Raw genomic sequence first — 22,704 nt, 5'->3', positions numbered from 1 at the left:
GCTCACGGCAAGTCCTCACAACGTGCCTGTCCTCACTCTTCTCAATTCAAAATCGGGCAATACTCCAATGAAGCTCCTTATCGCTTTTGCCTTCGGCACTGCTTTCGTTCTTTCACCGCTCGCCTCCATCTCTTCAGCGAAAGCCTGCACGAACTCCTATGATACTGCCAAGGACGGCTCAAACTGCGGTGGCCGTGCGGCTGGCTGCAAGCAAGGTGGCCGCAGCGGCTATTGCTAGTCGCCCCCTGGACCGCGCCGTACAGCTACACAGTAGGATGTTGGGCGCAGAGAGCTCTTTCGAGGGCTTCGCTCCGTCGGTCCGCTTGCCCGCAGGTTTGTCCTGCGGGCTTTTCTTCGGTGACCCCAGAGCACCCGCTCGGCACGAAATGCGCTGGAGGATAGCTTGAAGTGGGAATTCTGCCGCCTAAGAAGAGTAACATCGAACGCCAGAGGTTTACCGATTGCTCCAGGAAAATCCTCTTAGACCGCGCTCACGGCAACGGCCCCATCAACTCCTGAGTGATGCCGAGCTCAGGAAGTATGGCCTTCATCGTCCGCCAAGCTTCAGGGGCACCCTCGTGAGCCAAGCCAAGGCTCAGCCCCTTAAGACGCTCGCTTTGATCGTGTGGAACGGACCGGCGAAACTCCTTTCCAGCCTTGCCCGCCTCAAGAGAGCCCTGTGAGACCGCGCAACCACTTGTTTGCTTTCCTCCTCGGGGCACTCCTCCTCATTCCCCAAGCTGTCGCAGCAGCCTGTCCCCAGCACTTCTTTGGCGGCGCCGAGCCGACACTCACCAATCCGAAGCTCGCCCCGAATACCCGCCAGATCTGTTATACGGAATTTGCCCTTCTGCATTCTGGGCTGACCCGCACACCGCTTTGGGTGGCTGAGCATCTGACGCCCCGGCGGGCCAAAGGGGCCCGGGCGCTCAACCGGTTAAACAACTTCCACGCGGATCCCAATCTCCCACCAAACGAGCGGGCGGAACTCTCGGACTACGTTCGCAGCGGCTTTGACCGTGGGCATATGGCCCCAGCGGGTGACATGACGACACCCCAAGGCATGGATGAGTCCTTTTCCCTGGCCAACATGGTCCCGCAGAACTCCGAGAACAACCGGAACCTGTGGGAGAGCATTGAACGGGCTGTGCGGGACTACTCGGAGCGCCACGAAGTCTATGTCGTGACCGGCCCCCTCTTCCAAGGAGACAACCTGCAGGCTCTGAAAGGGCGTGTTCTGGTGCCCACTCACATCGCAAAGGCGATCTATGATCCTCAAAGCAACATCGCGGGAGCCTATCTCGTCCCTAATGCGCCCGGGAACGACTACAGGATTATCTCCTTGGCCGAGTTGCAGCAACTCTCCGGCATAGACGCATTCCCACAGGTGCCCGCCTCTATGAAGCAAACCGCGACCAGCCTGCCTGTTCCGCAACTAAGACGCCCGAGAGGGGGCGGAAGAAGCGTCTCGAGGTCCTCTGGTGAGGAGAACACGCAGGTGCCCTCCCCTCGACCTTCGACAGACGGCTTCGTTGGAGACATTCTTGATGCCATTGATCAATTCGGACGCCGCCCATGAGCAAGAAGTTCCAGCCCTTTGCTGACGATAGTGCGTCGCTAAACATCGGCGATTTCACTATTGAGAATGGCACTGACAAAGTCGCCTTGTATGGCTCCTTGGATGTAACCCGTGATAAGTCTGGGCTCAAGAAAGCCAAGGCACTGAAATCGGCTGTCGATGCCATCGTGAAGGCGCTGGAGCAAGACAAGGGACTGCCTGATGAGAGCGGTCCAGCAGAGGCACCTAAGCAGGTCAAGAACCCGTTTGCATAGATCGAACTAAAGTGGGGCTCAGATGACACGTAAGCTTACGACACTCGCTCTAGCGAGTTTTATGTCTCTTGGTTCTTTCGGAACAGCGGGAGCTGTTGGCAGCCTCGATCAATCAGCGCCCTCCATGAGCGTTGAACGCGTCAAAGAGATCCTGATGGCTCAGCGCAGAAGCTGCAAAGCAGTCAGCACCTGCGAGGAAGCCGTTGAGATGTGGTGCGGAGGCTATAGCCGCGCCGATGGAGACGATGACGGCATTCCTTGTGAGAATGTGTGCCGTTCGCTTTCTCAGGTTGAGGCGATCAAGAAGAAGGTCGGCTGCTGACCGGTGTGGCCGCATTGAAAGAGCCTGAGGGTATCACAAGATACCCACTTCCAAGTGCACCCAGGTTTCTTGATACCCTAATGTCACCAGGGTCTGGACTCGACCACCCGAGCGGCGAGGTTCCGTTTCCGACCCATAGCGAAAGTTGAACGTCAACCGCGAGCAATGGCCCTAGGTCTTCTCGCGCGTATGGCATAGGCTCGCCACATGGGACTATTGACCTTCAGCATCAACGTCACCCTGGACGGCTGCGTCGACCATCAGGAGGGAATCGCTGATGACGAGACGCACGCGTTCTTCACCCGCATCATGGACGAGAGCGGGGCGATGCTGTGGGGCCGCATCACCTACGAGATGATGGAGAGCTACTGGCCAGCGGTCGCTCGCGGCGACATGGAGGTGCCGTCGGCGATACGCGAGTGGGCAGTCAAGCTGGGGGCCAAGCCGAAATATGTGGTGTCCTCGACGCGAAAGGACTTCCCGTGGACCAACAGCCACCACATCGCCGACGACCTGCGAACAGGCGTGCAGAGGCTCAAGGACGCGACTCCGGCGGGCGTGCTCCTCGGTAGTGGCAAACTCGCGACCGAGCTGGACCGGCTGGATTTGATCGACGAGTACACGCTCCTCGTTCATCCCAGGATCGCTGGCCACGGCCCGACCCTGTACCAGGGCGGGCTGTCCACTACGCGACAGCTCGAGCTGGTCTCGGCGAAGCCGCTCCGCAATGGCGCGGTCGCCATGCATTACCGGCGCGGGCGTTGACTCGGAGCAGCCTCTCGCGCCCAGCTTGGAGACCTGCGCATCCGAGAGCCAGACCCCATTCGCCATCATCGCCTCCGAGCCGCCAAGCACCGCACCGGATCACGAAACCGCAGTTCCAACAGTGCTTTGGTTCGGTTCAGGCCCTAGCGCCACTGCACGCCAGAATTACCAGCGGTTGGCATGGTCTTCTTCATGCCAGAGAAAGCTCCAACGAAGCGCTGGGCTTCACCGAAACGATCCTTGAGGAAGCACCATCGGGCAGTCTTGTTATAGGTGTACGCTCGGCATTGCGCCTCGGATCGGCACAGTGACGTACAGAGCTCTAATGGCACTTCCTTCTCAACCCGATAATCCCCGCCTGGGATATCGAAATCATCGGCGGCGATAAATTCCTGTTGCGGCTGTGGCTGGAGTACAGGCGGGACAGGGATTTGCGGCTGTGACACCGGTGGGAGTGGCTTTGGCCCTTTGGCACTCGCTGGAACCTGCAGGTCTGCGACGCTGAATTGTTTGTCATCCCAAGGGCACCTGGAGGCAAGGGTCAAGGCATCGGTGATGTCCAATCCGGCGTGCTGCATCGTCGCCAGATTGGCGGTCGGTGCTATCGGCTTGGCGGCTGGAGTCATGCGGCTTGCCAGTTCGACCTTCACCTCGACTCCGTTGACATCCGTCACGGTGTAACACCACGCCTGCTTCCATGACGTATCTGCTTCGCTATCGAAGTGGTGACCTGCGCTGACAGTCCAACTCCTGCCCAGGAGCTCGACCTGACGATTGGCAAACTTGGTAAAGTTCGTCGTTACGATATCGGGCTTCGATGGCGGCTGCTCAGGCTTAGACGCCGAATGGTCTGGCGAACGGGGCGCTGGCATCGGTGGCTGCGGGATTGGATCAGGCCTGACCTGTGCTTGGATTACAGATTCCTGACTAACGGGAGGCGAATCCCGGTCGAGCGCGAACTTAATCCCGAGCCCAAGGCCGATCGCGACTAACGCGATGGCTGCTCCAGTGGCTACACGTCGAATGGCAACAGCTTTATTGGTTTTCTCGAGCGCCTCTGCCTGGGCTTGCAGGGTCGGAATCGAAGCGCGGAGCAGAACTTGCTCAATGGCTTTCTCAAGCAGCGAAGTGTCATGCCGCACTTGCATTGGGGGCACCCTTGAATTTCACCCGCACCAAGTCGGCGATCTCGGTTGGCAGATCCTGCTGAAGAGACTTGCGAACAACCTCCGGGTCATCGGTCAGGATCGGGACGTAGAGAACCTCCTTGATGATCTTCTCGACCGGAACCTCGATGCGCTTCTCCACTTCTTTCTCGACAGGGACTTCAACCGGCACTTGAACCTTCCTTGTGCGCTTGAAACGCCACCGGATGAGCCAACGCCGCAGGTAGTCTGAGAGGGTTCTCGTTCCCCTCGTCTCTCGCACTTCTGCCGAGCGCTGCAGCCCCAGAGCCACGATGGCTGTCAAAGGGCCAGCAAGGGCGGCCAAGGCAGCGAGCGACCCAAACCAAACGACGGAGATGAAGCCGGCTTCCTCCACACTAACAGCCTCCGGATTCTTTCCATACAGCCTGCCCGCCAGACGCCGGATCTGATCATTACGGGATGTGACAACGCGCTCCTTCTCGAGAACCGTGAGCTCGTTCTGCAATTGAGAGGCTCTCGTCCGAAGATTGTCGGATTCAGCGGTGTTCTCGGCCGCTTTTTGCTGAGCATCCTGTAACTGGGAGAGGGTCCGGTTACGCCGGTCTTGCCATGTTTTCTGGAGGTCCCGCACATCCTGTTCGAGCAAGTTCTGGCGTTCGACAAGACGACTGCGGGCTTGCCTTTCGCCTTCCGTCTCGCTGTTCTCCAGAGCGGCTTGCTGCTCCCGCAACGTTCTCAGGTCCCCTTGGAGCCGTTGCTCTTCCGCGCCAAACCGCTCGCGGATCGCCGGGAGGGGGTTTTTCAGCCGTGCCAGCTCTTCCTCCAACCGGCGGACAGTCGCCAAGTCGCCCTTTTGGCGCGCCGCTTCGATGCGGTTCGTAAAACTATCTCTCTGCCTCTCGAACGGCTCGAGCTGAGCGTGGATTTCATTATCCCGTCGTTCGATGAGCTGCTTGAACTCTGTATCCTTCGCCGTAATCTGTCGAGCAAGAGATGCGTACTGCGGGTTCTGCATCTTCAGATTTTCGATCTGGCTTTGAACCCGCTGGATCTCGTCCTGTTTCCTCTGGATTTCAGAAGCTTCCATCGCGCTCAGCCGTTCGACCTCTGCCTGAACATCGGCCACATGGCTTGCAGCCGAGAGGTTGGCCAGTGACTTTTCAGCATTCTGAAGATCGATCTGAGCGGTATTTTTCCGAGCTTGGATTTCCTCGTACTTGATCTGTCGCTGGGTGGACGCTCGTTCCAAGCCTAGAAACACAGTTTCGAAGGTGATGAGCGCCAGCAGACAGAGGGCGATCGCGAGGACTGGCTTCCAGATCCATCTGACCGAGAACAGAAGGGTCGCGATTGGAATTTTGGTCAGCTCTGCCAGAGCGACCATGAAGAAAGGGGCGCTGGCCAAGGCCAGATCCAAGCCACTGACGGACAACTCGGTACCGAGGCTGGCGCTATAAGCCTGATAACCGAGCGCGATACCCGTCGCTAATCCGATGGAGGCTGCAACGATCTCAAGCGCCCACGCCACGCGGTAGGTCCACTGCCCATAGACCGCCAGTTTTGCATTAAACGCCGATACCATTCTTGCCCCCAACCCGAACGGAAATTCTACCATCTGGAAAAAGCTTAGCCTTTTCAAGGGAGCCTTACAGAACTCTAAGGGCTAATTCGGAACGCATTAGTATCTTGGTTAAGCGGGCAGCTTGGATAAACGTCAGCGTTCCATGTGAACCAAGTCACTGGGATGCCTATGATCTAACTCCCGATAGGTATTAGTTATCGAAGTAAGCCAGAACCGTCATCGGATGGCTTTTCTTCAGTGAAACAGGTTGCGCCTCGGTAGTTGAGGGGCTGCGTCAACCTTCTTGTCCGCCTGCTTAGCCTCTAGTTCCGGCGACAGATGCACAATGGCGGCTAGGATCGCTGTAGGCTGGATCTTCAGCTCCTGATCGATCGCTTTCAGGAGTTCATCGTCCTTGGCCACATACTCGAGAACGCCCAGCAGGAAATGTGCTGATGTCGCCGAAGCGCGGATGGTCTCAGGCTGAAGGCCCGTCAGGTTCAGAAACTGGATGATCCGATCAACGTCCTCAACAATGAAGTTCAGGACTTGAATCGCTATACTCTCGGCGTCGCCCCTGCCAGTGATGTTCCTGCCCTGAAAGCTCTCTGTCATCGCAACCTCCGCCGTCGTCCGCACCTGTCGGCATCTTGATAAACCAGGGGCGTCCCCGGACAATAACGGCTTGAGCCAAGCTGGGAAGGGTACCAGTTCAACCCCGTTCACACGAGTGAGGCTGCCCGGATCGACTGTTTGAAGTTCGCCGAGAGAGATGCTAGGTCCTGGCCCATTCCCCAGCCTCTTCCAGGGCAGGCAGGTCCAGAACGCAGTTTCTTGCCTGTCTCGGAGACCTTTTTCAACGATCAGGATTTGCCAGATGCCCGGCATCGCACGTCAGTTCGAGCCGCAGATCACCCGTACCGGTGGCGCTCCCTCCAAGTACCGCTTCACCGCCCGTTGCTCGGTATGCCACAAGACGGACACCTACGAGTCGAGCACGTCTGTCGGTGACGATGTCGTCAAGGGTTACTTCAAGGACCGCGGTTGGCTTCTCGCCCGCGATCGCGCCCATGATCTGTGTTCGGCTTGTCTGGCCAGACCCCGCGAGGCCCCGCAGCCGCGCCAGCGCACCGACGGTCGGCACCATCGGTCGCCAGACGCCGCGAACCATCCAGATCGTGCGACACCGGCTGCGGACAAGCGGTCCAGGGACACCGCTGATATCCTGGCGCGCCACTTGGGCAAACCCGACGCGCTCGCAGAAGAGGTCTTTCGCCCCAAGCCCGTGCTGCCCCTCCGCCCGCCAGTTGTGGACGCACCCCAGCAGGTCGCACCAGCCCCTGCCCTGTCGCGCGAGGTAGAACGAGCCCTAACGGGAATGGCCGCCGAGCTGAAAGGCCTTCGCTCTACGATGGACCTGATGGCGGAGCAGATGGGCAAGCTGGTCTCTCTGGGCACCCAGCAGATCGAGGCCATGGCTGGTCTGACGCCTCTCGTGGTGCAGTCGGCCGAGGGGATCTGCGGAAGCCTGCGGGAGGTTGTTAACGCCATGCAACTGATCCCGAGCTCTTCCACCCTGGCCGGGGAGGCCATGAAGCCGTCCACCAAACCGACGGGGGTTGAGGAGCTGCCGGCCCTGCAGCTTAGTCTTTTGCATGATGTGGACCAGGCGGTTGGTCCGCAAGCAGAGCCTGCATTGATAGCGGCGGAGACAAAGAAGCTATCCGATCAGAGCCGACGGCCCAAGAGGAATGCGGCACCAGCGCCTCAGGCCGGCTCTGCACCTGTCGTGGTCAAGTCGATCCCCGATGCCAAGCGTTCGGATCGGTTCTACACCATCATCCGACTGCCACGAGAGTTGTGGGACCAGACTGGCTTTGGTCCGGATGATAGACTCCTGCTCGACTGGAGCGGGAAGGCCTTGACTATCGAACGTGCGACGGAGGGAGGGGTGAAGCCGAAAGCGATCGGAGGGACTTCTGTGGTGCTTCAGTCGTGGAAGCTGGGCAACCTGAACCTCAATCACCCGAAGGTGACAGAAACCGACGGAGGCCTGCGCCTAGCAGGAGGACATCGGCCAGCGAAAGCTGACGCATAGTGTGGCGCGCAGGCTAAGCGAGCTGCTTTTCGAAACTATAAACAATTGAAATGATATATAATACGAATACTGAATGAACCCTGTGGGCCTAGAAGGGCTGGAGTTGCGCAACCTTGGCCTTCTCTGCTCCGGCCGCTCCTAACCGGCCATAGGCCAGTAACCTATAGGCATGTATCAGCTTTTGACGTCGCTTCGCCCTGCTGTCGGCAACACACGCAATACCTATATTCTGTGAGCAACTGCTCTGACCTATTGGCTGAAGCTTGACATTTTTTCTGAGAGAAGGCGGAACGGCAGGTCCGCGCGGAAAGTTTTGGGTATGTGCCAATGACTCCTAAACGATGTGTCGGGATTGTGTACGATGAGGCTTAGCAGGCCCGATTCTCGGGAGGTAACTCAATGACGAATTTACTCAAAGCCCTATTGGAAGCAGCTAAAAAGGCCGATCCCACTCCAGAGCACCGCGAACAGCAGCGGCGGAGCTTTGCCTATGGAAATACTCATTTCGAGAACAATTTGATCACTCGTGAAATGGTCGATGAGCAGGCTGAAAAGCTCGCCAAGGAAACGGATGAGCAACACCGAGTCTGAAAAGCGCGATAGCAAGGCGCTTGAGCCAGAACTAATCAAAGATCCAAAGCTGAAAGCAGAGGCGGAGGCCCTAAACGGCCTTCGCCAGTATGATGCTGGGATAGCAGCCATTCAAGCTGCGCTTGATCGCGGCTCATTCAAACTACGGCCATCGTTGGTGCTCGGATTACAGCGCGAAGCCCTTACTGGCATCAGCATGTATGCGGGAAACTTCCGCCCCGCTGGCGTTGAAATCAAAGGCAGCAAACATCAGCTCCCTGGAGCACACTTGGTCCCAGAACTGATTGAGGACATGTGTGACTACGTAAACGATCGCTGGGAAGAGACTACCCCAATCCACCTCGGCGCGTATATCATGTGGCGCCTGAACTGGATCCATCCGTTTGCGGATGGAAATGGACGTACGTCGCGCATTCTCTCATATGTAGTGATGTCGATCCGCGCTCAAACCATACTCCCCGGTACACCCACTATTCCGGATCAAATTGTCGAGAATCGTAACCCTTATTTTGATGCGCTGGATTCTGCTGATGAGGCGTGGGCTGAAGGTAGGGTCGACGTCTCAGAGATGGAGGACCTTCTCGCAGGGATGCTCGCACGGCAACTCGCGGGATTTTACCAACTCGCTGGGGGAAAGTTGACGCCCGATACTTCTGACTGAGCGGTGCCTAGAATTCTGCCCTTCACGCATAACAAGTGAGCTTGGACAATCCCAGAGGTCCGCGGGCTCACTTATTGTGGCCGATCGCTTTGACGGGCCTATGTCATTACTGCGCTTCATTCATCGGGCGGTTCATTTGCAGTTCCACGTCAGCCCATCCGGGAATACGATCAAGCCGTGCAGGTGGTGCAGGCGCCCGCTTGTTCCGGTGAACGAACCACCTCGTCCATCTCTTGCAACTCAAATCGCGCAAACGGTGCTGAAGGGCTTTGGTTGGGCCATTCCCGGACATTGGGCTTAACATATGGACAACCGCTATGACCCACGATCCATAGCGATCTTGCATGTGCTGCCACTCCGAAGGAACCCACGCAAGCCGGTTCGCATGGACATCAATCCAAAATTCTGGACAAGAAGAAGCGGCCCCAGAATAGCATGGCATCTTGCCCTCATTGTATCCCTGAATGCGGCCTTCTGGTGCTAGAGGCAAAACCCTGGGCAATTGATTAGGACCCTTCGGAGCTTCTGGCATAAAGCCAATCCCGATCCTGCCCCGATATTGTTCTAAGGTATTAAGAATGTTCTGATTGATCGTACTCTTAAATAAGGTCTTTGTTTCAGCTCGAAGGAACGGGGTCTCTGGAAGCTCCATCGTCAGTTCCAACCAATTCTCGCCCAAGCTGATATCAATTTTGCCCTCTATACCAACAGGTGCACCTGATAGGACCAGCCATCCGATCCCGTCATCACGCACCACATAGTAGCAGCGATCATAGGAAATATCAGGGTGTTGCTTCTTAAACTCCGATCCTGCGGTCAGATCATTCTCACTATTAGCTAGGAGCGATTTCATCTTGTCGTGACGCTGAAAGACATCATTATATTGCGTTGCCCGGTACTCTTTAAGCCACGTTCGTTCACACTTGTTCACTCTTAACGACTCGTTTTGCTCGATCCTGGTCCGAATAACCTTATTCGTTTCCTCAATTGCACGCCGGTAACTATTCTCAATTTGGTCCAAAGCAGTCACTAACGGCCTTACAAGGTAAGGGTTACGGCAGAGACGGTCTACAAGGCCAGGAGAAGCAGCAATCGCATGCGCAATTTCGGGATGGAACTCCAGCATGCGCTTTACATTTGGTGGCAATTCCATAGATCCCAAACTGGGCGCTTCCGGCAGATCAACAGGGGTCTTCAGGAACTCACAGATTATGTCGTTGTCTGAGAAAAGATCATTGTAAATTTTCTTGAAGAAAGCCATTGATCTAGATGCCCCAGCATGCTATGTCCGATTGTAGGCGGCTTTTAATCTTTCTGCCTTGCTGTATATTATACATAAGAATTGTACCTCGGCAAAGCAGTTCTTCGAGGAATGTTAGCTGCCAAAGGCTCAAATGCGAGCTATCTCAGAAACTATCACGCTCCCTCTCCGTAACTGGCCGCCGAAGATGGTCGCGCTCCCACCTTGTATCCTCTTGAGGCTGCGGTTGTTCCGTTGGCCCCATGTCCGGTTCGTGGGCTGAATTAACATTCTGATCATTTACGAAGCTGGGTAGCTCACCCAGTTCGCGCTTCTGGAGATTGGCATTCCCACCGCACGCTTCAATGATCGCCTCCTTGATTATATTGAAGACGTCTCCGCTCGCCTCCCCGTGACGGCTCGTGATATGCATCTCGGCGTCAGGATAGCGCTGGACAAGTTCCCGCAACCGACCAAGAGCACTTCTATTCGGCCTTCCTCCAAATGACACAATCAAGGCCCGATCAGGCGTTTGGTCGGTTTGATACAGCGATAGACCATCCACACCCGATTGTGTGAAATACATCCTCGTCGGATTGTGAGTGTCGCCCATCAGGGTGAAATTAAGATCGCCCTCCCCGGTGATCCCTAAGATCGCATCCTTGCCCTCCCCTCCCGCGCCAGTCCCCTGATACTCAAAGCCGATGATCTGACCATCCAGATCTCTATGAGCAAACGCCGGGCGACCATCACGCATCGTTCGAATATGGGATCGAAAACGGTAGAGGACGTCGGGTGCAATCCCAAGCTGAACCTGAAGATGTTCATTGATCCCTTGGCGCAGGGCGATCCATTGATGTGCAGTTCGCCTGTGACGTGTCGCGCTCGAAAAACGTGCGGCAACGTGGGAACTGCTGACGACCTTGCTTATGCGAGGCGGGTAGTGTGGGCCCGACATGCGCTCGCCCATGCGGTCCCGAAGCGCTTGTGCAGTGCTGTTGGAATTGACCGAACGAGGGAAGAGCTCTTCATTGCCGCTCGCCGGCGTCCTCAAATCAGAACCCGACGAATGCATCGGGCTCTGACTCGCGAAGGCAGCGACGCTCAAAGCGAAGTCGCTGGGATTTCGCTTCCATTCACTGGCCCGTGCCTCGTCCATGACGGCCCGCTTGACCAGGGCCGTCTTGGCGCGACTGTGATCACGATCAGTTTGGCGGGACCTGACTCTTCCAAGTCCAGACTGCGTGATATCTCCCAGTCCGGCATCCGTCGCGTCTGCAACACGCGAGATATCGACATAGAGCCGCACATTTTGACGATGCCGGGTCATGGCGGCGGAAATGCTCTCCCGTCCCATGCCCCGCAGATTTGCAACGAAGCAGTCATCCACAACCAGCCCTTCTGCGTCCCGAACCGATAGACAATAACCGTGCTGCAGCCTAGGAATGCGCGGCAGCCCCTCTTCACGATTTCCTATGAGTTCCGATACCCTCGTCGTGAGGGGTGCTGCGGTTGGAGCCAGGATAAGATCCAATGTTGGGTCGGCATCGCCTTGGATGCGCTGAATACGGGCGCGATCGCCCATCCGGATCGCAAGGCCCCGGACCTGAAGGTCCTCGCCAAACAGCAGATCATCCCCTGCGGCCAGGGCCAGAGCCACAGGATCACGGCTGCCCTGCGGAATGGCCCGAACCATGATGTCCTCGCCAAGCAAGGCCCTGCTCTTCATCGCAGACCGGACACGCCGGTTGATTTCATCCACATCCTTGCGCCGGGGGGTTACGATTGCCTGTCCGATGCTCTGGCCCGGCACAGTCTGCGCAGAAGCGGGCCGCGCCCTTAGGTAGTCGCTCACGAGCCTTTGCAAGGCGGTCTCCCGGTCGGGTGCCCAACAGATTGCCCCTACCCTGTCATAAGCTTCCAGGGCCCTCACAGGATCGCCACTCGCAAAATCACGCGATGCCGACCGGTGCCAATCTTGACGTTGATGCTGGGCATCCACCGTAAGGCACACTCCCAGGGCACGGGCGAGCGCAGCCATGGGTGCGCCTGCAATGTCCCGTCTGGGGTGGGCAATGTCGCCGAGCAAAATCAGCTTTGCGCCGGTGCCCCCCTGGCTGACGACATCGATCAGGGCCGCCATATCGGACGTTCCGACCCGATCGGCATCGTCACAGATGATGACGGAAGTGTGCCCCAGACCCACGTCACCTTTCTTGACCCGCTCGATGAACGCCTGAACGGCCGGCGCCATGCCTACTGTGGCCTCCGGGTCGGTTTTGGTGCGATCGATCCTCCACACCTCTTTGCCGCAGCTCTCGGCAACCGCAGCAAGGGCTTCTCCGATCCGAGTATTTTCGGCCTCTGTCTGGCCGCTGATAATCGAAACGCCGTTCCGTCTCAGGGCATGCCGCATTGCCTGGTGGTGCCCCTCGGGCCAAGCCGGCGATGTGGACAACGCTCTTTCAAGCGTCTCACTCGATACAAAATCATGCCCACTCCGCCCCTCCAGGGCTGTCCGCAGCATGGCTTTCTCCGCCTCGATCATCGCGGCGGTTGAATAGATAACCTCTTCAGACCCATTCCTCCCGAGCCGGACGACCAGTTTCGACACCTCGAGTTCTCTGACGACGGCTAACGTCTCGTTTGCGTCGCATTCACACTGCACGGCCTCATGGAGGTGGCGCAGCAAAGCCCGTTGCTCGAAGACAGCTCCACTCGCCTCGAGTTCGCGGACAGCCTCCCGTGCAAGAATTCTGGCACGCTCCAAGCGACTGCCCTTCTTGTCGCGTCCCTTCCGTACTCTGGCAGCTTCGATCGCGGCCATCCGGAATAAAGCATCTCCACTCCAAGCGACGTTCGACAACTCATTCGCCCAGCGTTTCTCAAGCATGGCAAGTGGCGTTTCACGGTCCTTCGCATCCCGTGTGCCGAAAGCTGCAATCTGCGCTGCACGTCGATTCGAAGATGGATCGAAGCCCGCCTGCCCGGCCGCCTGCATGATCTGCGCACGCCGCTTCGAAAATAGTTTGATGATGTCGAGGGGAACGCCTGCGACTTGAAAATTACGACCATCCCGGATGGATTCGAACCCGAAGTCGTTTCGCAACCCGCTCGCGAGCTCACTGCGGTAGAGGGCGGCGAGGGCACCGAGATGCCGAAGAACGTCCCGATTGTCGATCGCGCCAGTCGTCCCATCCTCCCGGACAGCGAGATTCAACAGCACGGCATGCGAGTGGAGGTGTGGATCCTGGGCTCGGGATGTAAAATGCCGATAGATTGCGGCACTCGCCTCACGTGCCGGAAGCCTGTGAATACCCTGCGGGCCAACCCGGGTAACAATCAGCCCCTCGGTCAAGGCATGATCGAGAGCGCGGCGCACGGCTCGATCATGGGAAGCGAAGATCTTCGACCGACCTTCGGGGGAGGCGAATGCCGCCAAAACGCTGACGGATTTCGGGGCCGCGCATTGGAGATCGTAGCCAACACTGCGCACCCCGGTGCCGGAGAGCCTCACAAGCGGCTCACGGGTCTCCGGGTCACGACCTCTGGCGAGATCACGTAAGATCCGGCCATCGACCTCACCCTGATCAGAGCACTTTCGGAAGGGGGTCGAGGAGAATGCAGGCATCTCTCCAGACAGGCGGCGACCGGTCCACCAAATTCCAGCGGATTCACCAGTCCCATTATCAACATAGTATGCGACCTGGTCACGGCCCGCGACATGATCCTGTGTAAGGGCTCCCAACGCCCGATCGTACGCAGTGGCATAAACGTCTTCGTAGGACTCCCCCCCTTCCCTCGCCTTTTCGGAAGCTTCGGCCTCTGCATAGGCGGCCGCCATGTCATCCAAGCTGGCCTCGGGCGAGAGTATTCCAGCTTCCCGTCTGATCTGGCGCGACATCGACTCATAATATTCGACGCTTAGGATTCTTGTGCATGTCATCATGGCAGTCGCGCCGTTGTCCTAAGGGTTATCAGTATCGCTGGAATTGGGTTTCTTCTGTGCTTGCTCGCGATACATATCCACAATGAAGTCGGCAATCACATTGATCTGGTCGGCAATTTGAACCGCGCTGGCATCGATATTGGCCGCATGGACGGCGACCCGATTGAGCGATTCGACACCGTCAAGGGATGCCTTGAGTGCCGTCTCAAGATAGAGTTGGGGCGCAATCCCTTTGATTGCAGCGACAGCCTTAACAGCGTCCCAGAGCTTCGCATCAATGGTGACCCGCACTTTATCCTGAGAACTCATTACCCCTCCGGTCCACCTAAATACATTATATTTCAATGCCTTAAACTACATCGTGGCTGATCTTCAGCTTGATCAGTGCGTAATGTGTCCGAATTTCCGATCTCGCACGCTCTGTACTCCTCCGAGTAAACTCAGTGCGAGAGCGCTGTCACTCGCAATGCCAGATCATGGTGAGGAAATCCACAGAAGCTTTGCAATTGCCCGAGAATGCTATTATGGATCAAATTGCATCTAGCACTTGGGGGATCGATGAATGGCTAAAGACAGCACCGCCGAACTGAGATCGCTTCTAAGGTCAGCGGCGCGAAAGCCGCCTGCCCGGGGGGAGTCTCTTTATTCAAAAGTCCGTTCGCTCTATCCGGAGATCATTGCGCTGAAAAAGAACGGCTACACCGATAGCGAGATCCACGAACTGTTCTTGTCGAAAGGAGAGAAGGCCTCGCTCGGTACACTCCGACAATACTTCCAACGCGCAGCGAAGGAATGGGCAAATGAAGGGAGAACCGATGTGTCACAAGGCGCAACGGCGCTGCCTCCCAAGACACACACGAGCGCCAAACCCAATGCTAGCGGCGCACTCAAGCCGTCTCAAACCATTATGCAATCCAGTGTCAAATCAAGCGATGGCAGGAGGGGTTTAGGCCATAGACTCAATGACGACGATGCGTAGCGCCAAGAGCGTAATTAACAAGGAAAAGTAATCGAATATGGCAAAGAATATCAAGCAAGGTGGCGCTGCCAAACGGGCTGTTCTCGTAGCGTCTCAAAAAGGCGGCGTCGGCAAGACAGTAGCAGCGCGTGCTCTGGTCGATCATTTGCGGTCAAATGAAATTCGCGTCTCAGCCTATGATGCGGACGGTGGCGTTGGCGGTCTGGTACGTGTTTTCGGCACTCGCGGAAGCGACGGCAAACTGATTGAAGGGCAAGATCCGACAACGGGAATTGGATACTATGACATCCGCGCGGACAAGCAGCGCGATACGCTCCTAAATGCGGTCGAATTCGGTGAGCCTTTGATCGTGCACGACCTTGCTGGGGGCTCCCTCGGCGATCTGATGAAGATCGTAGACGGCGGCGAGGGGATGGATGGTCTCTTGGCAGGATTCGAGCAATACGGGTACCGCGTGACCGTCGCACACGTGATTTCGCCGGAATTTGGTGCGGCGACATCCGTTGGCACCTGGATCGACCACGTTGGCGGTCGAGTTGATCACGTTGCCATTCGAAATACTCGCTGGGGCAAAGCGACGAACGATTTTCCGTTCTGGCACGGTTTTGTAGACAATAACGGCATCGCCAAGGGCGGCAACAGCCGTGGCCGGCTCCTTGAACTCGGCGGAGTTGAAATCGACTTGCCAGCCCTTCCGCCTAGCACTTTCGCCAAAGTGGACGCAGAAAACCTGTCTTTCTCGAAGGCAATGGACGACCAATCCCTCACGGTCACCGAGCGCGCGCAGATTCAACGGTTTACCAAAGAGTTCGCGAACGCCCTCCAACCAGCGCGTCACTTACTCGGATTCTAGGATCACCTGGTGGATCGTCCGATCCGCCAGCTCAAACTCCCTCTGCTATGGATTGTCGAATGTCGGCTCGCGTCGATCAAAAACTTGCCTTCGACCGCTGGTGCAACGCCTTTGAAATTGAAGGCGAACGCCGAGACCGTCTTTGGACAATAATGGTGCAAAACAGCCTGTCGCCTGATGACGTCAACACCTATTTTCTGGGGGCCGCCGGCGTCCTCGAGAAGGTGGCAGACCTGGTACTCCAGGCCAACGAGACGTTGCCTAAGAGAATAGAGGAGGCCTCGCGACAGGCTGTGGGCCCTGTCGCTGAAGCTGCCACGAAGCGAGTGGCCGAGGCACACGCAAACCTTGCCAAGAACGTGGGCGAGAAGATCGCGGACGAGGCCATAAGATACTTCGTCGCAGCGACCGCTTCACGTAAGATCCAGATCCCGACATACCTCGTGGTAGGCGCCCTCCTTCTGGCCTTGGCCTTCGGAGGGGCTGGATGGCTCCTGGGACAGGCGACCCTCGCGGGGCAGGCGACCGAGATCGCTGCAATTCTATCGCGGCCGGATAGAGAGGAGTGGGTGACCCTCATGCGTAACAATCCCAACTTGACAGAGACGCGCAACAGTTATTGTAAAAAGGGCAGTCCGCACGCCTTCGAAATTCAGGGACGCGTCGGCTGCACTATTCCGATGTGGTTCGATGCTGCGCCGAAAGTTGCCATCAAATAGGTTGGGAGCGCGACCTGCGATTGGCGCGGTGTCTTCGCTGGGATGCTGCGAGGCTTCCCCATTTGAATGAAGAATGCCGACCGATGTCGCCAACTTCATGGCTTCCGCACCGTTCGGACGAGCACCGCGGTGTATGTTCGTGTGGATTTCGGAAGCCCCCTGGACATGCTATTCCGGGCCGATGTGCCAGACCGCTTTCGATTGCCGCCGCCCCGCTCGAGAAGAAGCCCGCAATTATGCGCTACATAGAAGTTCTCGTGGAGGTCAACCGTATCGGGGAGCAGTTGGCCACGGAGGTTATCCGCATCGACCGACGGGCCCGCGAGGAGAACCTTGCCATGAATCCTGAGCACCTGACCGAGGATCAGATTGTTGGCCTGATGGCGGCAGAATAGGCCATGGCCCATAAGTTAACCGACACAGCAGCGCTGTTCCAAGACCTGCTGGATTGACGGGAGGGCAGAACCGAGGTCCGATTGCCTAGCCTAACCATGCGGCGTTCCCGATTATGATCGCAGCCGACGCATTCATGAAGACCATTGCCGCTGCCGAGCGTGCGGGCTGTGCGGACGGCTCTCAGGCTCGACTACCAGACTTCCTCGCGCAAGGCGACTGAGAACTGTACTGCGCTAGAGAGGTTGGAAGCCGCGGTCCTTAGACTCGTCGGGGCGACCGTCAACCTTCCGCGGCTGTAGGCCCAAGAGCCGCGTTGGCTACCCTGGAGCTCGAACAGTTTAGCCAACCGCTACTCTTCGTTGGTGCGCTCACTCCAGATAGAACCGCACTCGAAATGCGGTATACGGGCAACCGTATCGGGAGTTCGAATCTCCCCCTCTCCGCCATTCTATTCAATTAAAATAATAGCTTAGATGCTTCGACTTCCGCTACTGAATTGAAGTGCGAGCTGCTGTTCCTTGGATAAAGTGTGACGGTCACAATCGCGGCACTCATCCTCCAACCTGATTCCCGCCCAGCTATTCCCCGAGCCGGAGAACACTGCTTCTGCCGAGCAGGCTCTGAAGACATCAGCGAGCGTCTTGTCTCTGGTTGTGTGAGAGTGCCGTTAGCGCTGCTCAGCCTCCAGCCCGATCCTTCCGTTGACCAGCAATTTCACTGCGAGTAGTGTTCTCTATCCGTTCTCAATTGCAGGCTCATGTCCGCTTTGGACTGCAGATTGCAATATTACTGCATGACTGTAGCTTATGACCGCCCAATCAGCCTCACGCACGCTGTTCTTCTTTGAGAAGCCCTCGGCCATGCGCCAACTGCAGCGGTTCTTCAAATCACCGAGCACGGTCTGCGTCTCTGCCGAGGGCCATCTCTTGGCTGCCGAGGAGCCCGGCAATGTTCGGGATGAATGGAAGTCTTGGCGTCTTGATACCCTGCCGATCGTGCTCGAGCGTATCCCTGTTACATATGGCACCAACCGCTCCGGCCAGTCGCACAAGCCAAAGATCGAGGCGATCAAGCAAGCCCTTCATGGCGTGGAGCGCGTCATCATCGCCACCGACCCAGGCCGCGAGGGCTCGATGATTGCTTGGGAGGTGCTTGAGCATCTTGGCTATCGAGGTCGGGTGGACCGTCTCAAGCTCGGCGCTCTCGATGAAGTCTCAATCCGACGTGCCTTTGCGGCGATGGCCAAGGAGCCAGACTCGGGTGAGCGCGACTATGCCGCCTACCTTGAAGCCCTGTGCCGCCAATATGAAGACTACCACCTGGGGCTCAACGGCACGCGCGCCATCTCTTTAAGGCTCCGGCCGCCAGCTTTCAGACAGCCCTGGCGCTTCGGCGGTGTGCAGACTCCGACGCTCGCGATCCTGGCTGACCTCGAGAAGCGCATCCGTGATTTCGTCCCGCAAGATTATTTCAAGATAGCTCTAACCGCCATCACGGACGCTGGTGCCGAGGTCACTCTCTGGCACGCGCCAAAGGATAAGATCCTCGACAAGCAGGTGGCCGAGACGATTCAGCAGGCAGCTGCTTCCTGGTCCGGTCCGCTTGGTGTCGAGCAGAAGGACGTGCGCCGGGCATCCCCTCGCCTGTTCTCGAAAGACACTCTCGCCCGCCGCTGCGCCAAGCGCTTCGGCTGGGATCCTCAGCACACGGCCAAGCTGGCACAGGAGCTCTACGATCAGGGCTACCTGACCTATCCTCGCACTGAATCCGAGCACCTGCCCGAGAGTCAGACAGGTGATGCCAGCGCGGTCATTGAGAGCGTCGTCGGCGTCCTGTCCGATCTTGCCAGCCTCGTGCCAGCCGCGAGCAACCTCGTGTTTCGCAAGGGCAACAAGGGCCACTATGTCAAAGATCCTGGCGAGCACCACGCCATCGTGCCGCTCCGCAAGGTGCCGCAGCCGGGAAGCGTCAGCGGGGATCACCTCCGCCTCTGGGAACTGGTGGCCAAGGGTTTCCTGGCCGCCCACCTGCCCGACGGCATCGACGCTCGCACCACGGTCGCAGTTCAGGTCCCAACACCACTTGGCCCCAAGCGCTTCTCAGTCAGCGGCAGCGTAATCAAGTCGCCTGGCTGGCGGGCGGTGTATGGAGCCGAGGCTGACGAGGAGAACGAGGCTGTTCCGGGCAAAGCCAAGCCGGACGAAGAGCCCACCACCGGACGTCTCCCGCCGATCCGCGACAACGAGCCCGGGAAAGCAGCCGACGCCCGGATCGAGACAGCGAGAACTGAACCACCACGCCGGATCACGCGCGGCGAGTTACCCGTCGTCATGGGTCGCCTCGTCGATCAGGTGGAAGACCCAACACTCAAAGCTGCTCTCGAGAACCCGGCCAACCCAAACGAGCCCAAGGGCCTCGGGACCGCCGCGACTCGCGACACGATCCTGCCCAAGCTCCAGAAGAGCCAGTATATTGAGTTGCTGAAGGGTAAGGACCCGCCGATCCTGGTGACGGAAGTTGGTCTCGCGTTCATTGCCGCCGTCCGGCATGTTTTTCCCGCCTATGGTGACCCGATTGGCCGGGCGATGTTCGAGGCGGATCTGGCTGAGATCGGGCGTGCATCCACGCGAACTGAGGCGATCGGCAGAGCCACAGCCTATCAGGAGCGAACCCGCAGCCGTGTCAGAGAGCTGATCACGACGATTGGCCAATCGGGCACTGTTGCTCTGGATCCAGCGTGTCTCCCGGCGCCCTTCACAGGGGATGGAAAGCCTCCAACAAAGGCGATGATTGCTTTCGCAACATCGATTGCCGCCCAGCGTGGCTTGAAACTGCCCCGCGGGCTCAAAAGCAATAGCGCAATCTGCCGAGCCTTCCTTGACCAGCATGCTCCGTCGCGATCTTCCAAACCGGCGGAGGCCCCGCAAACCGGCCCTCGCTCTCCAAGCGAAGCGATGGTGCGCTATGCTCGGTCGCTTGCCGAACAGCACGCAATCGAGTGCCCACCAGAAGTGATCACCGATTTCACGGCGTGCCGCGCTTTTCTCGACGAGCATTCATCAAAGGCACAGTATCCTCAGGCAAAGAACCGGACTGTCAGTCCCAAAGGTCGGCTTCCAGCTGTCCGGGCGGGCAATGGGAGTGATGGACATAAGCGGGCGCCTGCGTCTGCAAAAAGATCTACAGAGACAAGAACCGAGATCCCTCGTCGCCGCACACGATCCCGCACTGTCGCTTCCGGTAGAGACGACTAATCAGATGTTCTGAGGGCGCCTAAAGGCCTGTCCCTCAAATTGCGCCACCTGACTCTTTCCTATAGTTCCTCGGCGTAGCGGATTTGGCCGATTGAGTGGGCACAGGATGAGCACGCGTTCAGGGCGCACCAGCACGTTGATAGCGTGGACAAAGCCTGGCTGTCGCCGGATCTACCCGGCGCTCCAGAGTGAGCACCATCTGATAAACGGAGGGTGGCCGCACCTGGAACCGGCGTCGGGCGCTTGACAGGCAGAAGCGCTGGCCAGACATTCGCTCGATAGCCTAGCCCGGCTCTATCATATAGCACCTCTATGAAGATCGACATTGACCAGCTGACCGAGGCCGAGCTGATCGATCTCAATCACCGCATCGTCGAGCGCCTGCGCTTTCTCGACCAGATGCGCGCTCATGTGGAGATGCTGGATTTCAAGATTGGGGACCGGGTCACCTTCCAGCCTCCTGGCCAGGGCCCTCTCGAGGGCATGTTGACGCGCTACAACAAGAAGACAGTGACGGTGATCACCGATACTGGGCAGAAGTGGAATGTCTCGCCTACACTCCTCAGCAAGGTCAACCCGCCCAAGGGCAACAACACGGCCGGATCCAACGTGGTCCCGCTGAATAAGCGCTGACGCGACCATAGCCTCGGGCGTGGTTGGACGAAGGACGGTCAGCGACCTGGTCTCACAGCCCGCGTGGTCCTGTGTGATCGCCTATAGCTAATTCACAGCACAAACGAAAAGGCCCCGGAGTAGTCCGGGGCCTTTCCAGTAGGATGGTGGGAGCAGGACTTAGAAGTCCATGCCGCCCATGCCACCACCCATGCCACCACCCATGCCACCACCTGGCATGGCTGGAGCAGATTCCTTCTTCGGAGCGTCGGCCACCATGGCCTCTGTGGTGACCAGAAGACCCGCGACCGACGCTGCATTCTGCAGAGCCGTGCGGACGACCTTCGCCGGATCGACAATGCCAGCCTGCAGCAAATCCACGAACTCTTCCGTCTGAGCGTTGAAGCCGAAGGTGTCGGAGGAGGTGTTGTCGTTGATCTTGCCAACGACTGTCGATCCCTCGACGCCGGCATTCTCCGCGATCTGGCGGATCGGAGCCTCAAGCGCGCGCAACACGATGTTGATACCCGACTTCACGTCAGGGTTGTCGCTGGAGAGCTTGGCAACCGCAGCCTTGGCCCGCAGCAGAGCCGTGCCGCCGCCGGGGACGATACCCTCTTCCACCGCAGCGCGGGTGGCATGCATCGCGTCATCAACGCGGTCCTTCTTCTCTTTGACTTCGATCTCGGTCGAGCCGCCGACGCGGATCACGGCAACACCGCCCGCGAGCTTGGCCAGACGCTCCTGCAGCTTCTCACGGTCGTAGTCCGAGGTGGTTTCCTCGATCTGCGCCTTGATCTGCTGAACGCGAGCCTCGATGTCCTGTGTAGACCCAGCACCATCGATGATCGTGGTGTTTTCCTTCTCGATGCGCACGCGCTTGGCGCGGCCGAGCATGTCGAGGGTGACGTTCTCGAGCTTGATGCCGAGGTCTTCGGAGATCGTCTGACCGGCGGTCAGGATCGCGATGTCCTCCAGCATGGCCTTGCGGCGGTCGCCGAAGCCGGGAGCCTTCACGGCGGCGATCTTCAGGCCACCGCGGAGTTTATTGACCACGAGGGTGGCGAGCGCCTCGCCCTCGATGTCTTCCGCCACAATCAGCAGCGGCTTGCTGGTCTGCACCACGGCCTCGAGGATCGGCAGGAGTGACTGCAAGGACGAGAGCTTCTTCTCGTGGATGAGGATGTAGGGATCCTCGAGTTCCGCGATCATCTTCTCGGCATTGGTGATGAAGTACGGCGAGAGATAGCCGCGGTCGAACTGCATGCCTTCCACGACATCGAGCTCGGTCTCGGCGGTCTTGGCCTCTTCGACCGTGATGACACCCTCGTTGCCGACCTTCTGCATCGCCTGGGCGATCATCTCACCGATGGAAGCATCGCCATTGGCCGAGATGGTGCCCACCTGGGCAATCTCTTCCGACGAGGCAACCTTCTTGGCGCGAGCCTGGATGTCCTTCACGGCCTCGGACACGGCGAGGTCGATGCCACGCTTGAGGTCCATGGGGTTCATGCCGGCAGCCACAGCCTTGGCGCCCTCACGAACGATGGCCTGAGCGAGAACGGTCGCGGTGGTAGTGCCGTCACCGGCCACATCGCTGGCCTTCGAGGCGACCTCGCGCACCATCTGGGCGCCCATGTTCTCGAACTTGTCGGAGAGCTCGATCTCCTTGGCGACGGTGACGCCGTCCTTGGTGATGCGGGGAGCCCCGAAGGACTTCTCG

General features: G+C 58.2%; 20 protein-coding genes. 13 read left to right on the top strand and 7 right to left on the bottom strand.

Annotated elements, in window-relative coordinates; genetic code table 11:
* The first annotated feature begins 679 nt into the window (after positions 1–679).
* The 4 genes from NF876_RS32595 (at position 680) to NF876_RS32580 (ending at position 2,920) form a co-directional block, all read left to right on the top strand.
* Complete coding sequence (locus NF876_RS32595; RefSeq protein ID WP_262272300.1) at positions 680–1,579, top strand: DNA/RNA non-specific endonuclease; 900 nt, start codon at positions 680–682, stop codon at positions 1,577–1,579.
* Entirely contained in the window at positions 1,576–1,833 is a 258-nt protein-coding gene (locus NF876_RS32590) for a hypothetical protein (RefSeq protein WP_262272299.1), read from the top strand. Before NF876_RS32595 ends, NF876_RS32590 begins: the two co-directional genes overlap by 4 nt.
* A 124-nt stretch (positions 1,834–1,957) precedes the next feature.
* Positions 1,958–2,155, top strand: a complete 198-nt coding sequence (locus tag NF876_RS32585; protein WP_262272298.1) for an excalibur calcium-binding domain-containing protein — start codon at positions 1,958–1,960, stop codon at positions 2,153–2,155.
* 207 nt (positions 2,156–2,362) lie between these two features.
* A complete protein-coding gene (locus NF876_RS32580; protein WP_262272297.1) occupies positions 2,363–2,920 on the top strand; it encodes a dihydrofolate reductase family protein in 558 nt (185 codons plus the stop codon).
* A 143-nt stretch (positions 2,921–3,063) separates the two neighbouring features.
* On the opposite strand, the gene NF876_RS32575 is transcribed toward NF876_RS32580, so the two are convergent.
* The 3 genes from NF876_RS32575 to NF876_RS32565 form a co-directional block, all read right to left on the bottom strand.
* Positions 3,064–4,068, bottom strand: coding sequence for a PAN/Apple domain-containing protein (locus tag NF876_RS32575; protein ID WP_262272296.1), 1,005 nt, complete (start codon positions 4,066–4,068; stop codon positions 3,064–3,066).
* On the bottom strand, positions 4,052–5,650 hold the full coding sequence (locus NF876_RS32570; RefSeq protein WP_262272295.1) for a coiled-coil domain-containing protein: 1,599 nt from the start codon (positions 5,648–5,650) through the stop codon (positions 4,052–4,054). Before NF876_RS32570 ends, NF876_RS32575 begins: the two co-directional genes overlap by 17 nt.
* Positions 5,651–5,884: 234 nt before the next feature.
* The gene (locus tag NF876_RS32565; RefSeq protein WP_262272294.1) at positions 5,885–6,244 is read right to left on the bottom strand and encodes a DUF3572 domain-containing protein; all 360 of its coding nucleotides are present in this window, start codon (positions 6,242–6,244) and stop codon (positions 5,885–5,887) included.
* A 262-nt stretch (positions 6,245–6,506) separates the two neighbouring features.
* Here NF876_RS32565 and NF876_RS32560 point away from each other — a divergent pair, with 262 nt between their 5' ends.
* From NF876_RS32560 to NF876_RS32550, 3 genes are all read left to right on the top strand, one after another.
* Positions 6,507–7,727, top strand: a complete 1,221-nt coding sequence (locus tag NF876_RS32560; protein ID WP_262272293.1) for a flagellar biosynthesis protein FlhF — start codon at positions 6,507–6,509, stop codon at positions 7,725–7,727.
* 399 nt (positions 7,728–8,126) lie between these two features.
* On the top strand, positions 8,127–8,318 hold the full coding sequence (locus NF876_RS32555) for a hypothetical protein (protein WP_262272292.1): 192 nt from the start codon (positions 8,127–8,129) through the stop codon (positions 8,316–8,318).
* A complete protein-coding gene (locus NF876_RS32550; RefSeq protein WP_262272291.1) occupies positions 8,299–8,979 on the top strand; it encodes a Fic family protein in 681 nt (226 codons plus the stop codon). The genes NF876_RS32555 and NF876_RS32550 overlap by 20 nt, the downstream gene beginning before the upstream one ends.
* 106 nt (positions 8,980–9,085) lie before the next feature.
* On the opposite strand, the gene NF876_RS32545 is transcribed toward NF876_RS32550, so the two are convergent.
* From NF876_RS32545 to NF876_RS32535, 3 genes are all read right to left on the bottom strand, one after another.
* A complete protein-coding gene (locus tag NF876_RS32545; protein ID WP_262272290.1) occupies positions 9,086–10,240 on the bottom strand; it encodes a hypothetical protein in 1,155 nt (384 codons plus the stop codon).
* 145 nt (positions 10,241–10,385) lie between these two features.
* Positions 10,386–14,123, bottom strand: coding sequence for a MobF family relaxase (gene mobF, locus NF876_RS32540; protein ID WP_262272289.1), 3,738 nt, complete (start codon positions 14,121–14,123; stop codon positions 10,386–10,388).
* Between the two features lie 63 nt (positions 14,124–14,186).
* Entirely contained in the window at positions 14,187–14,477 is a 291-nt protein-coding gene (locus tag NF876_RS32535) for a hypothetical protein (protein ID WP_262272288.1), read from the bottom strand.
* 253 nt (positions 14,478–14,730) lie between these two features.
* On the opposite strand from NF876_RS32535, the gene NF876_RS32530 reads away from it, so the two are divergent.
* The 6 genes from NF876_RS32530 (at position 14,731) to NF876_RS32505 (ending at position 21,002) form a co-directional block, all read left to right on the top strand.
* Entirely contained in the window at positions 14,731–15,147 is a 417-nt protein-coding gene (locus NF876_RS32530; protein ID WP_262272287.1) for a hypothetical protein, read from the top strand.
* A 37-nt stretch (positions 15,148–15,184) separates the two neighbouring features.
* Entirely contained in the window at positions 15,185–16,000 is an 816-nt protein-coding gene (locus NF876_RS32525; protein ID WP_262272286.1) for a nucleotide-binding protein, read from the top strand.
* A 59-nt stretch (positions 16,001–16,059) separates the two neighbouring features.
* Positions 16,060–16,719 (top strand): hypothetical protein, encoded by a 660-nt coding sequence (locus NF876_RS32520; RefSeq protein WP_262272285.1) that lies wholly within the window; start codon positions 16,060–16,062, stop codon positions 16,717–16,719.
* A 236-nt stretch (positions 16,720–16,955) separates the two neighbouring features.
* Entirely contained in the window at positions 16,956–17,114 is a 159-nt protein-coding gene (locus tag NF876_RS32515; RefSeq protein ID WP_262272284.1) for a hypothetical protein, read from the top strand.
* An 807-nt stretch (positions 17,115–17,921) separates the two neighbouring features.
* Positions 17,922–20,369: a type IA DNA topoisomerase gene (locus NF876_RS32510; protein WP_262272283.1), complete on the top strand. Its 2,448-nt coding sequence runs from the start codon at positions 17,922–17,924 to the stop codon at positions 20,367–20,369.
* Between the two features lie 312 nt (positions 20,370–20,681).
* The gene (locus NF876_RS32505) at positions 20,682–21,002 is read left to right on the top strand and encodes a hypothetical protein (RefSeq protein WP_262272282.1); all 321 of its coding nucleotides are present in this window, start codon (positions 20,682–20,684) and stop codon (positions 21,000–21,002) included.
* A gap of 159 nt (positions 21,003–21,161) precedes the next feature.
* Here NF876_RS32505 and groL read toward each other — a convergent pair.
* The coding region (gene groL / locus NF876_RS32500; protein ID WP_262272281.1) for a chaperonin GroEL at positions 21,162–22,704 on the bottom strand (1,543 nt) is incomplete at its 5' end.

It is taken from the genome of Microvirga yunnanensis (genome assembly GCF_025460875.1).
Note: the sequence above shows the minus strand (reverse complement) of the source record. Positions and strands in the feature narration are given on the sequence as shown.

Bases quoted from the DNA above. Each gene is read 5' to 3' on its own strand.
- NF876_RS32560 (WP_262272293.1), top strand. From the start codon at position 6,507: ATGCCCGGCATCGCACGTCAGTTCGAGCCGCAGATCACCCGTACCGGT.
- NF876_RS32585 (WP_262272298.1), top strand. From the start codon at position 1,958: ATGAGCGTTGAACGCGTCAAAGAGATCCTGATGGCTCAGCGCAGAAGC.
- NF876_RS32555 (WP_262272292.1), top strand. From the start codon at position 8,127: ATGACGAATTTACTCAAAGCCCTATTGGAAGCAGCTAAAAAGGCCGAT.
- NF876_RS32550 (WP_262272291.1), top strand. From the start codon at position 8,299: ATGAGCAACACCGAGTCTGAAAAGCGCGATAGCAAGGCGCTTGAGCCA.
- NF876_RS32530 (WP_262272287.1), top strand. From the start codon at position 14,731: ATGGCTAAAGACAGCACCGCCGAACTGAGATCGCTTCTAAGGTCAGCG.
- NF876_RS32525 (WP_262272286.1), top strand. From the start codon at position 15,185: ATGGCAAAGAATATCAAGCAAGGTGGCGCTGCCAAACGGGCTGTTCTC.
- NF876_RS32565 (WP_262272294.1), bottom strand. From the start codon at position 6,244: ATGACAGAGAGCTTTCAGGGCAGGAACATCACTGGCAGGGGCGACGCC.
- NF876_RS32590 (WP_262272299.1), top strand. From the start codon at position 1,576: ATGAGCAAGAAGTTCCAGCCCTTTGCTGACGATAGTGCGTCGCTAAAC.
- NF876_RS32505 (WP_262272282.1), top strand. From the start codon at position 20,682: ATGAAGATCGACATTGACCAGCTGACCGAGGCCGAGCTGATCGATCTC.
- NF876_RS32535 (WP_262272288.1), bottom strand. From the start codon at position 14,477: ATGAGTTCTCAGGATAAAGTGCGGGTCACCATTGATGCGAAGCTCTGG.
- NF876_RS32515 (WP_262272284.1), top strand. From the start codon at position 16,956: ATGCGCTACATAGAAGTTCTCGTGGAGGTCAACCGTATCGGGGAGCAG.
- NF876_RS32575 (WP_262272296.1), bottom strand. From the start codon at position 4,068: ATGCAAGTGCGGCATGACACTTCGCTGCTTGAGAAAGCCATTGAGCAA.
- NF876_RS32580 (WP_262272297.1), top strand. From the start codon at position 2,363: ATGGGACTATTGACCTTCAGCATCAACGTCACCCTGGACGGCTGCGTC.
- NF876_RS32545 (WP_262272290.1), bottom strand. From the start codon at position 10,240: ATGGCTTTCTTCAAGAAAATTTACAATGATCTTTTCTCAGACAACGAC.
- NF876_RS32510 (WP_262272283.1), top strand. From the start codon at position 17,922: ATGACCGCCCAATCAGCCTCACGCACGCTGTTCTTCTTTGAGAAGCCC.
- NF876_RS32570 (WP_262272295.1), bottom strand. From the start codon at position 5,650: ATGGTATCGGCGTTTAATGCAAAACTGGCGGTCTATGGGCAGTGGACC.
- NF876_RS32520 (WP_262272285.1), top strand. From the start codon at position 16,060: ATGTCGGCTCGCGTCGATCAAAAACTTGCCTTCGACCGCTGGTGCAAC.
- mobF (WP_262272289.1), bottom strand. From the start codon at position 14,123: ATGTCGCGCCAGATCAGACGGGAAGCTGGAATACTCTCGCCCGAGGCC.